10 protein-coding genes and 2 pseudogenes are annotated in these 13,804 nt (G+C 70.6%); 4 read left to right on the forward strand and 8 right to left on the reverse strand.

From position 1 onward, the window contains the following. The first annotated feature begins 2 nt into the window (after nt 1-2). The gene (locus tag PKO50_RS21670) at nt 3-893 is read left to right on the forward strand and encodes a DUF2950 domain-containing protein (protein WP_275627202.1); all 891 of its coding nucleotides are present in this window, start codon (nt 3-5) and stop codon (nt 891-893) included. 25 nt (nt 894-918) lie between these two features. Here the strand turns inward: PKO50_RS21670 and PKO50_RS21675 are convergent, their stop codons facing one another. The 6 genes and pseudogenes from PKO50_RS21675 to PKO50_RS21700 all read right to left on the reverse strand — a co-directional run bounded on the left by PKO50_RS21675 (nt 919) and on the right by PKO50_RS21700 (nt 9,251). Then, nucleotides 919-1,728, reverse strand: coding sequence for an MOSC domain-containing protein (locus PKO50_RS21675; protein ID WP_275627203.1), 810 nt, complete (start codon nt 1,726-1,728; stop codon nt 919-921). Nucleotides 1,729-2,463: 735 nt separating this feature from the next. Continuing rightward, the gene (locus tag PKO50_RS21680; protein WP_275627204.1) at nt 2,464-3,393 is read right to left on the reverse strand and encodes a chemotaxis protein CheV; all 930 of its coding nucleotides are present in this window, start codon (nt 3,391-3,393) and stop codon (nt 2,464-2,466) included. Nucleotides 3,394-3,508: 115 nt separating this feature from the next. Continuing rightward, a complete protein-coding gene (yegS, locus tag PKO50_RS21685; RefSeq protein ID WP_275627205.1) occupies nt 3,509-4,402 on the reverse strand; it encodes a lipid kinase YegS in 894 nt (297 codons plus the stop codon). A gap of 59 nt (nt 4,403-4,461) precedes the next feature. Continuing rightward, nucleotides 4,462-6,024 carry an FGGY-family carbohydrate kinase gene (locus PKO50_RS21690; RefSeq protein WP_275627206.1) on the reverse strand — a complete coding sequence of 521 codons (1,563 nt, stop codon included), beginning with the start codon at nt 6,022-6,024 and terminating at the stop codon, nt 4,462-4,464. Nucleotides 6,025-6,065: 41 nt separating this feature from the next. After that, nucleotides 6,066-7,651 (reverse strand): annotated as a pseudogene (locus PKO50_RS21695) (glycerol-3-phosphate dehydrogenase/oxidase). A 4-nt stretch (nt 7,652-7,655) separates the two neighbouring features. Beyond that, nucleotides 7,656-9,251 carry an FAD-binding oxidoreductase gene (locus PKO50_RS21700; protein WP_275627207.1) on the reverse strand — a complete coding sequence of 532 codons (1,596 nt, stop codon included), beginning with the start codon at nt 9,249-9,251 and terminating at the stop codon, nt 7,656-7,658. Between the two features lie 124 nt (nt 9,252-9,375). Between PKO50_RS21700 and PKO50_RS21705 the strand changes: the two genes are divergently transcribed. After that, nucleotides 9,376-10,404: an AraC family transcriptional regulator gene (locus PKO50_RS21705; RefSeq protein WP_109934294.1), complete on the forward strand. Its 1,029-nt coding sequence runs from the start codon at nt 9,376-9,378 to the stop codon at nt 10,402-10,404. 597 nt (nt 10,405-11,001) lie between these two features. Here PKO50_RS21705 and glp read toward each other — a convergent pair. Further along, the gene (glp, locus tag PKO50_RS21710; protein ID WP_109934293.1) at nt 11,002-12,216 is read right to left on the reverse strand and encodes a gephyrin-like molybdotransferase Glp; all 1,215 of its coding nucleotides are present in this window, start codon (nt 12,214-12,216) and stop codon (nt 11,002-11,004) included. Continuing rightward, nucleotides 12,213-12,752: a molybdenum cofactor biosynthesis protein B gene (moaB, locus tag PKO50_RS21715; protein ID WP_275627208.1), complete on the reverse strand. Its 540-nt coding sequence runs from the start codon at nt 12,750-12,752 to the stop codon at nt 12,213-12,215. The genes glp and moaB overlap by 4 nt, the downstream gene beginning before the upstream one ends. Nucleotides 12,753-12,821: 69 nt before the next feature. Between moaB and mobA the strand changes: the two are divergent. After that, nucleotides 12,822-13,408, forward strand: a pseudogene (mobA, locus tag PKO50_RS21720) (molybdenum cofactor guanylyltransferase MobA). A 101-nt stretch (nt 13,409-13,509) separates the two neighbouring features. Next, complete coding sequence (locus PKO50_RS21725; protein ID WP_009621327.1) at nt 13,510-13,731, forward strand: YgdI/YgdR family lipoprotein; 222 nt, start codon at nt 13,510-13,512, stop codon at nt 13,729-13,731. The last annotated feature ends 73 nt before the right edge of the window (nt 13,732-13,804 follow it).

Here is a 13,804-nt window from a genome sequence, read left to right on the forward strand (position 1 = left end):
CCATGTCCCGTATCCCGCGCATAGCCCTGCTCTCGCTGCTACCGCTGCTCGTCCCGCTGGCCCAAGCGCAGCAAATGTTCAAGACCCCGGACGAGGCCGCCGCGGCCTTCGTCGCCGCGCTCGGCACCCAGCACGCCGACGCCGGGCGCCTCGCCGCGCTGCTCGGCGACGACTGGCGCACCTACATCCCGGCCAGGAACATCGAGCGCAAGGACGTCGACGCCTTCCTCGCTCTGTACAAGCAGAAGCACGTCATCCACGACGATGGCGACGACCGCGCCCACCTGGTGGTCGGCGACGACGGCTGGACCCTGCCGCTGTCGCTGCAGCACGGCAAGCAGGGCTGGGCCTTCGACGCCAAGGGCAGCGTCGAGGAGATTCGCGACCGCCGTATCGGCCGCAACGAGCTGGCGACCATCCAGGCGGTGCAGGCCTACCACGACGCGCAACTGGACTATGCGTCGGTCGACCGCAACGGCGACGGCCTGCTCGAATACGCGCAGAAGTTCCAGAGCAGCGACGGCAAGTTCGACGGCCTGTACTGGGCCGAACAGCCCGGCGTCGAGCAAAGCCCGCTCGGCCCGCTGTTCGGCGACGCCAAGCCCGGGGGCGAATGGCACGGCTACCACTACCGCATCCTCACCGCCCAGGGGCCCTCGGCGCCCGGCGGCGCCTACGACTACCGGATCGGCGGCCACATGACCCGCGGCTTCGCCCTCGTCGCCTGGCCGGCGCGCTACGGCGACAGCGGGGTGATGTCGTTCATGATCAGCCACGACGGCGAGGTCTTCGAGAAAGACATGGGGCCGGACAGCGCCAGGCTCGCCCTGGCGATGAAACGCTTCGACCCGGACAGCAGCTGGACCGAGGTGAAGGACGCCGCCAACCCCTGAGGCCCGCGCCGGGCCGGGCCCGGGTTTACTCGAGCACTTCCACCGGCATGCCCACGCGCAGCTCGCCGCGGCCGACGGGGATCAGGTTCTGCCCGAACAGCGCCTCGCCATCCACCTGGCGGTACTTGAGCAGGGTCGCCAGGGGTTCGCGGTTCGGGTCGCGCTCGCCGGTGTGCGGGTCGATGGTGGTGAGGATGCAGCGGCCGCAGGGCTTGGCCACGTGGAACTCGATATCGCCGATGCGGATGCGCTTCCAGCCATCCTCGGCGTAGGGCTCGCTGCCCGCCACCACCAGGTTGGGGCGGAAGCGCAGCATCTCCAGGGGCTGGCCGACGCGGGCGGCCAGGTCGTCCACCGAAGCCTGGCTCATCAGCAGCAGCGGGAAACCGTCGGCGAAGTGCACCTTCTCGCCCGGCTCGGCATAGGCGGTATCCACCTGCCGGGCGCGCTGCTCGGGAATCTCCACCAGCCGGCAGGGGCGGCCGAGGAAGCGGCTCAGCCAGTCCGCCGCGGCATCGCCGGCGTCCGGCACCTGCAGGCTGTCGCGCCAGATGGTCACGCCGCGCAGCGCATCGTCCACGCCCGGCACCGCCACCCGCAGGTCCTCCATCCCCGGCGCGCGCAGGCGCAGGGCCTGGCCACCGTCCTGCCAGCGCGCCTCGATGCGGCCCAGTTGCGGCAGCAGGCGCTGGGTGAGAAAGCGCCCGTTGGCAGCCTCCACCACCATCCAGCGGCGATCGCCCTGCAGGCCGAGGGCGTCCAGCCCGATGCTGTCCAGAGGCTCGAACCGGCCGGACTTGAGCGGGTAACGGTAGAGGGCGCTGAGGGTGACCATGCTGGCGGCTTCCTTGTTGCGGGCAAAGAAGCCGTTATACGGGGCGGGCCGGCGCCTAGCAATCGGGCATCGTGGACGGAGTCCGCTCCTACGGCGATGCGTCCTGGAACCGTAGTAGGACTCTGTCCGCCCTACGGGTCAGGATGACTCCTGATTCTCCAGCCAGCTCAGGACAGCCCCCTCTCCCTTCAGGGAGAGGGTTGGGGAGAGGGGCGGAGTCAACCCCAGGCGCCGTGGCCGCCGGGAAACGCCATTCGCGAGCAAGCTCGCTCCTACGAAGAGCACGCCCGCTCTTGCTCTGGTTTTTTGGACTTCCAGAGAAACGTCCAAGCGCACCGGAACGCCCCTTCAGAAGGCCGAGCGAAACCGGCGCTCAGGAGGTCATGCGACATGGATGTCGCGAGAGCCCCGATGGGCTACAGGGACGTACCCTCGGGGCGGGCCTCCGTGGCGGGGGAATTCGCGAGGGTAGCCCGGCTCCATCGGGCCCGTATGCGGGGCAAGCCTTTTTGGTTCCTTTTGTGGCGTTTGACAAAAGGGACTCGCCCGAGGGGGCGAAACGAGAGACATCCGAACACTCGGAGCGGCGCGCTACACCCAAACCCGACGTCTTTGGGCTCCCGCGTTCGCGGGAATGACGATGGGTAGAGCGGCCACGCCGGACGCCTCGGTGCCCCGGCCAATGGCGGATAACCGCGAACGGTTATTCGCCCTACGGTTGGACAGGGTCGCGGCTCAGGCCGGCAGCTTCTCCAGGCGCCGGCGGATCACGTCCACCAGCAGGTCCGGCTGGAACTTGGAGAGGAAGTCGTCGCAGCCCACCTTGCGCACCATGGCCTCGTTGAAGCTGCCCGACAGCGAGGTGTGCAGCACCACGTAGAGCCCGGCCAGGCGCGGGTCGTTGCGGATCTCGGTGGTCAGGCGGTAGCCATCCATCTCCGGCATCTCGGCGTCGGTGAAGACCATCAGCAGCTTCTCCTCCACGTCCTCGCCGGCGTTGGCCCAGGCCTGCAGCTGGCGCAGCGCGCGCAGGCCGTCGGTGGCCACGTGCAGTTTCAGGCCGAGCTGGCCGAGGGTGTCGCGCAACTGGGCCACGGCGACGCTGGAGTCGTCCACCACCAGCACCTCGCGGCCACTGGTCTGCGCCAGCAGGTCGTGGTCCAGGCGCTCGGCGGAGACGCGGGTGTTCATCGGCACTATCTCGGCCAGCACCTTCTCCACGTCGATGATTTCCACCAGGCGCTCGTCGACGCGGGTGATGGCGGTCAGGTAGTGCTGGCGCCCGGCGCCCCCGGGCGGCGGCTGCACCGCCTCCCAGTTGAGGTTGAGGATGCGCTCCACGCCGCCGACCAGGAAGGCCTGCACCGAGCGGTTGTACTCGGTGACGATGATGGTGCTGCGCTCCTCGGGGCGCAGCGGGCGCATGCCGATGGCGTGGGACAGGTCGATCACCGGCAGGGTCTGGCCGCGCAGGTTGATCACCCCGCAGATCATCGGGTGGCGCTGCGGGATCAGCGTCAGGCGCGGCAGTTGCAGCACCTCCTGGACCTTGAACACGTTGATGGCGAACTGCTGCCGGCCGGCCAGGCGGAACACCAGGATCTCCAGGCGGTTCTGCCCCACCAGTCGGGTGCGTTGATCGACGCTGTCGAGAATGCCGGCCATGGGGGCTCCTGAAATCGGGATGAATAGCGTAGGGCTATCGGCCAGAATTCCGGCGACGAAATACTGGCGCTACGCCATCATGCCTTAGAAGCCCGTCCCGGGCCAGCCCCGGCGATCAGCCGCCGAGCAGCGACGAATCCGCCGGCAGGTGCAGGCGCAGCGCCGCCGGGCGTACCTCGAAGCGCGCCCGGCGGGCTTCCAGGGGCTCGCCGTCGAGGTTGATCGCCAGGCCCTCGCCGGCCTCCAGTTCGAGCCACGGCAGGCGCGCGCGGACGAACAGTTCCTGCAGCCCGCCACCACTGCCGAGCAGCGTCCCCAGGGCCGACAGCATGTCGCCCGGCGCCGGCAGGATGCTGACGTCCAGCAGCCCGTCGTCGGCCAGGGCCTGGGCGCACAGCGGGTGGCCGCCGCCGGCCTGGCGGCCGTTGCCGATGCCCAGGGCGAGGAACTCGCCCTGCCAGTCGAAGCCCGGGCCGCGGAAACGGCCCTGGGCCGAGTGCACCTCGGAGAAGCGGCTGATCCCGGTCAGCAGGTAGGCCGCGCCGCCCAGGGCCTTCTTCAGGTCCTCGGAGGTGTTGGCGGTGACCGTGGAGCCGAAGCCGCCGGTGGCCATGTTGAGGAAGATGCGCCCCTGGACCTCGCCCAGGTCGATGGGCCGCGCCGCTTCCTCCAGCAGCCCCATGGCCGCGTCCGGCTCCAGCGGGATGCCGGCGGCGCGGGCGAAGTCGTTGGCCGTGCCCAACGGCAGCAACGCCAGGCTCGCCGCTGCGCCGGCGCGGTACAACGCCTCGGCCACGGCCCGCGCGGTGCCGTCGCCACCGCCGGCGACCAGCGTCGGGTAGCCGGCCGCCAGCGCCTCGCCGACCAGGCGCTCGGCGTCACCCTCCTCCCAGGTCACCCGCACGTCCAGCCGCCAGCCGGCCTCGCGGCGCGCCAGCACCGCCGCGCGCACGGCGTCGTTGGCCGCCTGCTTGCCATGCAGGATGAGCATTGCCTCGGGTTTCGCCATGGTCCCTCTCCCCTTCTCGAAATCCATTCACTATGGACCAACCAACCGGGGAGCGAAGTTCAGGCCGGGTAGCCGGTGATCTCGCGGATGCTCCGGTACAGCGGCCGGAGTTGCCGGTACATGCGCTGGTAGACCTCGCGGTACAGCCGCTCGTAGGTGCGCTGCGCCTGCGGGCGCGGCTGGAATACCTGGCCGACGCGGGTCATGGCGGCGATGGCGCTGGCGAAGTCGGGGTACAGCCCCAGGCCCACCGCGCAGTCGATGGCCGCGCCCAGGCCGGAGGCCTCGTAGACGTGCGGGCGCTCCGCCGGCAGGCCGAAGATGTCGGCGGTCAGCTGCATGGCGGCGTCGCTCTGGGAGCCGCCGCCGGCCATGCGCAGGCGCTCGATGCGGGTGCCGGAGCGCTTCTCGATGCGCTCCTTGCCCTGGCGCAGGGCGTAGGCCAGGCCTTCGAGGATGGCGCGGTAGATGTGCGCACGGGTGTGCACGTCGCCGAAACCGATGATCGCGCCCTTGGCCTCCAGCCCCGGCTCGCGGATGCCCGGCGTCCAGTAGGGCTGCAGCATCAGGCCCATGGAGCCGGGCGGCACCTGCTCGACCAGTTCGTCGAACAGCTTCTCCGGTTCCACGCCCAGCTCGGCGGCTCGCTGCATCTCGCGCAGGCCGAACTCGCGCTTGAACCAGCTGACCATCCAGAAGCCGCGGTAGATCATCACCTCGGTGTTGAAGTGGTCGGGGATCGCCGCCGGGTACGGCGGGATCAGCGGGATGGTCTCCAGGTAGCGCGAGCGGGTGGTGTTGATGGTCGCGGTGGTGCCATAGGACAGGCAGGCCACGCTGGGCTCGATGGCCCCGGCGCCGAGCACCTCGCAGGCCTTGTCGGCGCCGGCGGCGATCAGCGGCAGGCCCTCGGGGATGCCGGTGTGGCGGCTGGCCTCGGCGCTGATCTCGCCGAGCTTTTCGCCAGGCTTGAACAGCTGCGGCAACTGCTCCTGGCGCACCTTCACCGCCTGCCATTTCCAGTCGCGCGGGGCGGCCCACTTCAGGCGTTTGTAGTCGAACGGCAGGTAGGCCACGCTGCACGCCAGGGAATCGACGAAGCGCCCGCACAGGCGGTGAGTGAGAAAACCCGACAGCAACAGCACCTTGTGCGTGGCCGCGTGCAGCTGCGGCTGCTGCTGCGCCACCCAGTTGACCTCGGCCTGGCTGCGGAAGTAGTCCACCGCGCCCTCGGCGCCAGCCAGCTTGAACAACCAGCCCCAGGGCCCCTTGATGCGCCCCTCGACCTCGGCGCGGCGCTGGTCCAGCCAGAGGATCGCCGGGCGCAGCGGCTTGCCCTGCTCGTCCACGTGGATCACGGTGCCGCGCTGGGTGGTCAGCGACACGCCGCGGATCAGGCTGCGGTCGACGCCGGTCTGCGCCCAGAGCAGCTGGCAGGCCTCGCCGAGCCTGGCCCAGTAGTACTCCGGGTCCTGCTCGGCCCAGCCGGGCTGGGTCGAATAGTAGGCCTCCAGCTCCACCTTGCCCTTGCCCACCAGGTTGCCGGCGAGGTCGAAGAGCAGCACGCGCACGCTCTGGGTGCCGTTGTCGATGGCCAGCAGGTAGCTCTTGTCGTTATCCATTGCGCGCTCTCGGTCTTCTTGTGGCTTGCCGCTCGTGGCTCTCAGCTACCCGCCGGGGCCGGCAGGCTGTAGCAGCGCCGCCAGAGGTCCAGGTAGGCACGTTCTTCTTCGCTCCAGCGGGCGTCGTCCCAGCCCAGGCGCGCCTGGCACAGCGCGCGGATGGCCGGCAGCTCGGCGGCACCGCCGTGCGCCAGCAGCAGGCCCAGGCGCGTGCGGCGCAGCAGCAGGTCGTCCAGGTGCAGCACCAGTTCGCCTTCGGCGGCCCAGGCCAGCTCGGCCCACAGGCAGTCGCTGTCGCCCACCCGGCCGTTGCCGACTTGCGCCAGCAGCCCGGCCAGCTGCGCCAGGTTGCGCCCGTGGCGGCCGGCCAGGCGCCGCCGTTGCTGCGGCCCCAGGCCCGGCAGGTCGACTTCGGGGGCTGCTGCGAAGATCGGCTCGGGGCTGTCTTCCAGCGTCTTGCCGAGCATGGGCGCGCAGGCCCGCAGCACTTCCAGGGCCAGCAGGCGGAAGGTGGTGAGCTTGCCGCCGGCCAGGGTCACGCAGCCGGGTTCGCTCCACAGGGCGTGCTCGCGCTTCTCGTCCGAGGGCTTCTTCTGCTGCGCGGCGCCGCTGGCGACCACCGGGCGCACGCCGGCCCAGGTCGAGCGCACGTCGGCCTCGCCGATGCGGGCGGCGGGAAACTGCTGCGCGCAGGCCTCCAGCAGGTAGTCCAGCTCCGCGCGGCTGATGCGGGCGTCGCCGTCCAGGCCGTCGCCATGGTCCAGGTCGGTGGTGCCGACCACGGTGGCGCCTTCCCAGGGGAAGACGAACACCGGGCGCTTGTCCGCCCGGTGCATGAAGCTGAAGGCATGGGCCACCGGCAGGCGCCAGGCCGGCAGCAGCAGGTGGCTGCCGCGCAGGGGCGGATGTGCTCGTCGCCCTCCATCCGGCGCAACCGGTCGGCCCAGGCGCCGGTGGCCAGCGCCACCGCGCCGGCGCGGAAGGCGAAGCGCCCCGCGCCTTCGCGGTCCTCCGCCAGCAGGCCGGTGACCCGCCCGCCGTCGCGGTGCAGCTCCAGCACGCGCAGGCCGTTGAGGGACTCGCCGCCGTCGGCGCGGGCCTCGTCCAGCACGCGCATGACCAGCCGGGCGTCGTCCACCACCGCATCGGCGAAGCGCGTGCCGCCCAGCAGGCCTTCCTCCTTCAGCCCCGGCGCCAGGTAGCGCAGTTGCTGCAGCGGGTAGTAGAGGTGGTTGCGCTTGCCGGCCAGGGCGTCGTACACGGCCAGCAGGCCGCCGAACACCTTCGGCCCGGGGAAACCGCCACGGTAGTGCGGCATGATGAAGCTCAGCGGCTCCACCAGCCCTGGCGCCTCGCCGAGCAGGCGCTGGCGCTCGCGCACCGAGTCGCGGGTCAGGCCGACCTGGCCCTTGGCGATGTAGCGCAGGCCGCCGTGGACCATCTTCGAGGAACGGCTGGAGGTGCCCCAGGCGAAGTCGCGCTGTTCCAGCAACAGGCAGCGCCAGCCGCGCCGCGCGGCCTCGCGGAGGATGCCGGCGCCGGTTATACCGCCGCCGACCACGATCAGGTCCCAGTCGCGCCCGGCCAGTTCGGCCAGCGCCTGCCTGCGCCAGGCGGCGTTCCACATGGCGTCAGTCCTGCAGCAGGCTGCCGGGGTTGAGCCGGCCGGCGGGGTCGAAATGGCTGGCCAGGGCCCGCAGGGTGGCCATGCCCAGCTCGCCCTTCTCCACCGCCAGGTAGGGCGCGTGGTCGCGGCCCACGCCGTGCTGGTGGCTGATGGTGCCGCGGTTGTCGACGATCGTCCGGCTGGCGGCGTCCTTGAGCCGGCGCCAGCGCTCGAGGGTGGCGGCGTAGCTGGCCGCGGGGCGGAACACGTAGGTGGTGTAGATGCTGGAGCCTTCGCCGTAGACGTGGGACAGGTGGGTGAACACGTGCACCCGCTCGCCTTCCGCCGCCAGGCCGTCGCGCAGGCTGGCCTCGATGCGCTGCATCAGGTTGTCGACGTTGCTCCAGTCGGTGGCGGTCTCCAGGGTGTCCACCACGTAGCCGGCCTGCCAGAGCGTTTCGCGCAAATAGGGCGAGCGGAAGCGGCTGGCCTCCCACTTGCGCCCCAGCAGGGTACCGGTGAACACCCCGCCGAAAGCCTTCAGCAGGCGCCGCGCAAGCTTCAGCGAGGCGGCGTTCTGCGCGCGGCTGCCAGTGACGCCGAAGGTCAGCATGCACTTGCCCTCGCCCGCCCCGCGCCACTTCAGGTAGCGCTCCAGCCAGGCGATCTGCCCGGGGTGCCCGGCGAGGGTCAGCTGGGTGCGGGTTTCCACGGCATTGGACAGGCGCAGCATGGACAGTTGCACCCGTGCCTGGGCCAGGTCGCGGATGGCCGCCAGGCCCTGTTCCCAGGACGGCAGGAAGACCACGTAGAAGCGTTCCTGCTCGGCCAGCCGCGAGACGCGCACCTTCACCGAGGAGAGGATGCCGAAGCGGCCTTCCGAGCCCAGCACCAGCTCGCGCAGGTCGGGGCCGGCGGACGAGGCCGGGAAGGTGGGGATGTCCAGCGGCCCAGCGAAGGTCTCCAGGGTGCCGCCGGCGAACAACTGCTCGATGCGCCCGTAGCGCAGCGACTGCTGGCCGCTGGAGCGGCTGGCCACCCAGCCGCCGAGGGTCGAGAGCTCCCAGGACTGCGGGAAGTGGCCGAGGGTGTAGCCGCGGGCGCGCAGCTGGCTTTCCACCTGCGGGCCGTTGGCGCCGGGGCCGAAGGTGGCCACCAGGCTCTCCTCGTCCAGCTCCAGCAGACGGTTCATGTGCGCCAGGGAGACGGTCAGCACCGGCTTGTCGGCGGCCGGCGGGTTGATGTGCCCGGCCACCGAGGTGCCGCCGCCGTAGGGGATCAGCAGGCAGTCGGTGGCCTGGGCATGGCGCAGCAGTTCGCGGATCTGCTCGGCGCTCTGCGGGTAGGCCACGCCGTCGGGGAAGCGGCCGAACTCGCCCTCGCGCATGGCCAGCCAGTCGGCCAGGCTCTGGCCGCGGGCGTGCAGCAGGCGATCCATGGGCTCGCGCAGCACCAGCGGGTGCTCGGCCAGGCGCGAGGCCGGCACCCTGGCCAGCACGCTGTCGAGGCTGGCGTCGGGCAGCGCGAGGCCAGGGCCGATCTGCTCGGCGAGAAAGGCGCGGCCCGAGCCGGGCAGCTCCATCGAAGTGCTTTCCTCACCCCAGCCATTCCAGCGTCGCATGCCTGCCGTGCTCCTGTTCCGATCGCTTGCAATGGCTGCCTATACTAGTGCGCCGCCCGAGCCTGTCACTGTCGGATCGGGCCAGCGCCTGTCGCCAATAGAGCCACCAGAACAAGAGCGCCCCATGCACGCCCTCGGCTACACCTCCGTACCCGCCCTGCTCAAGTACCTGCGCCAGGCCGAGCACCTCGGCCTGGACGTCGACGCCGGCCTGCAGGCCGCCGGCCTCACCCGCGCGCAGCTGGCCGACAACAGCCAGCGCCTGCCCAGCGAGGCCCACGAGCGCCTGCTGGGGCATTTCTGCGAACACGCCGACGACCCGCTGTTCGGCCTGCACGCCGCGCGCTTCGTGCAGCCGGGCTCGTGGAGCGTGCTCGGCTACATCACCATGAACTGCGCCACCCTGGGCGAGGCGATGAACCGCATCATCCCCTACGAGAAGCTGGTGGGGGACATGGGCGTGAGCCGCGTCGAGCCGGGCGACGGTCACGTGCGCCTGGTCTGGAGCTGCCGCCACCAGGCCGCCGACATCCGCCGCCACATGGTGGAGAACGTGCTGGCCTCCTGGCTGCTGTACGCGCGCTGGATCGCCGACTTCGAAGGCTCGCCCGAGGAGGTCTGGTTCGAACACCCGCAGCCGGCCGGCACCGACCTGGCCGAATACGAGCGGCTGTTTGGCTGCCCGGTGCGCTTCGAAAAGCCCTGCAGCGCCCTGCTGGTGCCCCTGCCGCTGCTGGCCTTCCCGCTGCGCCAGGCCGACGCCAACCTGCTGCGCACCCTGGAAGAGCACGCCCTGGCCATGATGGCCGAGCTGGACGACGACGAGCCGTTGCCGCTGCGGGTGAAGAACGCCCTGCGCCTGCTGATGAAGGACGGCCTGCCGCGCAAGGAGCGCGTCGCCGAGCGCTTCGAGATGACCGTGCGCACCCTGCAGCGCCACCTGCAGCAGGCCGGCACCAGCTACCAGCAGATACTCGACACGCTGCGCCAGGAACTGGCCGAGCACTACCTGCTGCACAGCGACCTGCAGATCCAGGACATCGCCCAGTACCTGGGCTTCACCGAGTCGCGCTCCTTCCACCGCAGCTTCAAGGGCTGGACCGGGGAAACGCCGGGGGAATACCGCCAGCGCCATCGGCCGGCGGCGGGGTGAGCGGCTTCGCCCTACGTCATGGGTAGGCCCGGCGTAGGGCGCATAACGCCTACGGCGTTATCCGCCGCTTGGCCGTGATCCTCCGCGGCTCCGAGGCGGACCTGGGCATTGGCCGTGGCCCCGGTGCATCGGCGGATAACCGCGAACGGTTATTCGCCCTACGTCACGGGTAGGCCTGTCGTAGGGCGCACAACGCCTACGGCGTTATCCGCCGCTTGGCCGTGCCCCTGGCGGCTCCAAGGTTGACCTGGGCATTGGCTGTGGCCTCGGCGCATCGGCGGATAACCGCGAACGGTTATTCGCCCTACGTCACGGGTAGGCCTGGCGTAGGGCGCATAACGCCTACGGCGTTATCCGCCGCTTGGCCGTGATCCTCCGCGGCTCCGAGGTTGACCTGGGCATTGGCCGTGGCCCCGGTGCATCGACGGATAACCGCGAACGGTTATTCGCCCTACGTCACGGGTAGGCCCGGCGTAGGGCGCATAACGCCTACGGCGTTATCCGCCGCTTGGCCGTGCCCCCGGCGGCTCCGAGGCTGACCTGGGCATTGGCCGTGGCCTCGGCGCATCGGCGGATAACCGCGAACGGTTATTCGCCCTACAACAGCACTTCGCTGAGCGGGATGAAGGGCACCGTCTCGCCCTCTTCCAGCGTCCGCCCCTCGCGCACTTCCACCAGGCCGTCGGCCCAGGCGGCGCTGCGCAGCACGCCGGAGCTCTGGTTCGGGTAGATCAGCGCACGGCCGTTCTCCAGCCGCGCGCGCAGGTATTCGCGGCGGTTGCCGGCGTGCTTCCAGGCGAAGCCGGCGGGCACCTCGAAGCGCAGCGGCATCACCGCCTCCACACCCAGGCGACGCAGCAGGTAGGGGCGCGCCAGCAGGGCGAAGGTGACCAGGGTAGAGGCCGGGTTGCCCGGCAGGCCGATCACCGGGGTCCCCTGGTAGTGGCCCACGGTCAGCGGCTTGCCCGGCTTGATCGCCAGCTTCCACAGCGCCAGCTCGCCGGCCTCGCGCAGGGCCGCGCCGAGGAAGTCGGCCTCGCCCACGGAAACGCCGCCGGTGGTCAGGATCAGGTCGGCGTCGCCCAAGGAGCCGAGCACTTCGCGGGTCTTCGCCAGGTCGTCGGGGAGGATGCCGGCATCCCGCACCTCACAGCCGGAACGCAGCAGCCAGGCCTTCAGCACGGCGCGGTTGCTGTTGTAGATCTGCCCGGTGCGCAGCGGCTGGCCCGGCTCCACCAGCTCGTCGCCGGTGGACAGCAGCGCCACCCGCGGCTTGCGCCGCACGTTCAGCACGGCCTGGCCAAGCGAGGCGGCCAGGCCCAGCTCGATGGCGCCCAGGCGCGTGCCGGCCGGCAGCACCTGGTCGCCCTGGCGGGTCTCCTGGCCCTGCGGGCGGATGTGCTGGCCGAAGCGCAGCGCTTCGAGGAAGCGCACGCGGCCGTCTTCCAGCACCTCGACGTTTTCCTGCATCTCCACGCAATCCGCGCCATGGGGCACGGGCGCGCCGGTGAAGATGCGCGCGCAGGTGCCTGCCTGCAGCGGCTCGGGGGCGACGCCGGCAAAAATCTTCTGGCTCACCACCAGGGGCTCGCCCTGCCAGTCGGCCAGGCGCAGCGCGTAGCCGTCCATGGCGCTGTTGTCCCAGGGCGGCAGGTCGAAACCGGACAGCAGCGGCGCTGCCAGCACGCGGCCCTCGGCCTCGGCCAGGGGAACCTGCTCGATTTCCTCGATCGGCGCCTGGGCCGCCAGCGCCATCAGTTGCGCCAGGGCCTCCTCGACCGGCAGCAAGCCGGGCTTGTCGCAGCAGCTCATCCGCGGCTCTCGCAGGGCGCGGCCTGCTTCAGGTGCGGCACGAAGTTGCACGGGCGGTGGCGGGCGTCCAGCTGCTCGGCGAGGATGCCGTCCCAGGCGGTGCGGCAGGCATTGGTGGAGCCCGGCAGGCAGCACACCAGGGTGCCGTTGGCCAGCCCGGCCAGGGCGCGGGACTGCACGGTGGAAGTGCCGATGTCGGCCACCGAGATCTGCCGGAACAGCTCGCCGAAGCCGTCCACCACCTTGTCCAGCAGGCAGGTCACCGCTTCCGGGGTGCTGTCGCGGCCGGTGAAGCCGGTGCCGCCGGTGACCAGCACCACCTGCACCTGCTCCTCGGCGATCCAGGTGGCGACCTGGGCGCGGATGCGGTAGAGGTCGTCCTTCAGCAACACCCGCGCGGCCAGGTTGTGGCCGGCGGCGCTCAGACGGTCGACGAACAGCTGGCCGGAGGTGTCGGTCTCAAGGGTGCGAGTGTCGCTGACGGTGAGCACGGCGATGTTCAGCGGGACGAATTCGGGCGTGGCCAGGTGGCTCATGGACGGTGTCCTTGCTTGAGAGACGGGGATGCCGGTGTTATATCACAGGCCCGTTCCGGAGACCTCGCCATGCCTGACACCACCCTGCCGCCCTGTTCCGTCCTGCTGCTCGCCGGGGGCCGCGGCCAGCGCATGGGGGGCGCGACAAGGGCCTGCTGGAATGGCGCGGGCGCCCGTTGATCAGCTACCTGCACGAACGCGTGCGCCCGCTGAGCGACGACCTGATCGTCTCCTGCAACCGCAACGCCGACATCTACCGTGCCTACGCCGACCAGCTGGTGCACGACGACACCCCGGACTACCCCGGTCCGCTCGCCGGCATCCGCGCCGGCCTGCAGGCCGCCCGTCACCCCTGGCTGCTGGTGCTGCCCTGCGACGCCCCGCTGTTCGACGAGGAACTCATCGAGCGCCTGCGCCAGGCCGCCGCCGCGCGACCCGAAGTACCGCACATGCTGCACGACGGCGAGCACTGGGAGCCGCTGTTCTGCATCCTGCCCAAGGCCCTGGCGCCCCAGCTGGAAGCCGCCTGGCAACGCGGCGAGCGCAGCCCGCGCCAGGTCCTGCTGCCCCTGGGGGCGTGCCCGGTGGCCTGCGCCAGGGACGACCCGCGCCTGGCCAACCTGAACTCCCCCGAGCTGCTGAACAGCCCGGGCTAGACGCTCGATCCAGGGTCTTTCGAGAAATGACGGGGAACTTTGCCACTACTCTCCCAGTCGGAAACTCCGAACAAACCTCGATTCGTACAGGAGATATACGAATGATCAATCGCGCGCTCCCAGCTTTCCTGCTCGTCCTGGGCCTTGGCGCACTCGCTGGCTGCTCCAGCCCCAGCGTCATCACCCTGAACGACGGCCGCGAGATCCAGTCCGTCGACACGCCCAAGTACGACGACGACACCGGTTTCTATGAATTCGAACAACTGGACGGCAAACGCGTACGCGTGAACAAGGACCAGGTGCGTACCGTCAAGGATCTCTGATCCCCGACCGCCAGCACCCGGGCGCCCCGCCGGACTCCGAGTCCCGCGGGGCGTCGGCTTTTTCGGGGGGAAG

The organism is Pseudomonas sp. 273, from assembly GCF_029201425.1.
GTDB classification, from domain to species: domain Bacteria; phylum Pseudomonadota; class Gammaproteobacteria; order Pseudomonadales; family Pseudomonadaceae; genus Pseudomonas; species Pseudomonas delhiensis.

Excerpts from the sequence above, each read along its gene's own strand:
- PKO50_RS21705 (WP_109934294.1), top strand. The coding sequence starts at position 9,376 with ATGCACGCCCTCGGCTACACCTCCGTACCCGCCCTGCTCAAGTACCTG.
- PKO50_RS21670 (WP_275627202.1), top strand. The coding sequence starts at position 3 with ATGTCCCGTATCCCGCGCATAGCCCTGCTCTCGCTGCTACCGCTGCTC.
- PKO50_RS21680 (WP_275627204.1), bottom strand. The coding sequence starts at position 3,393 with ATGGCCGGCATTCTCGACAGCGTCGATCAACGCACCCGACTGGTGGGG.
- PKO50_RS21675 (WP_275627203.1), bottom strand. The coding sequence starts at position 1,728 with ATGGTCACCCTCAGCGCCCTCTACCGTTACCCGCTCAAGTCCGGCCGG.
- moaB (WP_275627208.1), bottom strand. The coding sequence starts at position 12,752 with ATGAGCCACCTGGCCACGCCCGAATTCGTCCCGCTGAACATCGCCGTG.
- glp (WP_109934293.1), bottom strand. The coding sequence starts at position 12,216 with ATGAGCTGCTGCGACAAGCCCGGCTTGCTGCCGGTCGAGGAGGCCCTG.
- PKO50_RS21690 (WP_275627206.1), bottom strand. The coding sequence starts at position 6,024 with ATGGATAACGACAAGAGCTACCTGCTGGCCATCGACAACGGCACCCAG.
- yegS (WP_275627205.1), bottom strand. The coding sequence starts at position 4,402 with ATGGCGAAACCCGAGGCAATGCTCATCCTGCATGGCAAGCAGGCGGCC.
- PKO50_RS21725 (WP_009621327.1), top strand. The coding sequence starts at position 13,510 with ATGATCAATCGCGCGCTCCCAGCTTTCCTGCTCGTCCTGGGCCTTGGC.
- PKO50_RS21700 (WP_275627207.1), bottom strand. The coding sequence starts at position 9,251 with ATGCGACGCTGGAATGGCTGGGGTGAGGAAAGCACTTCGATGGAGCTG.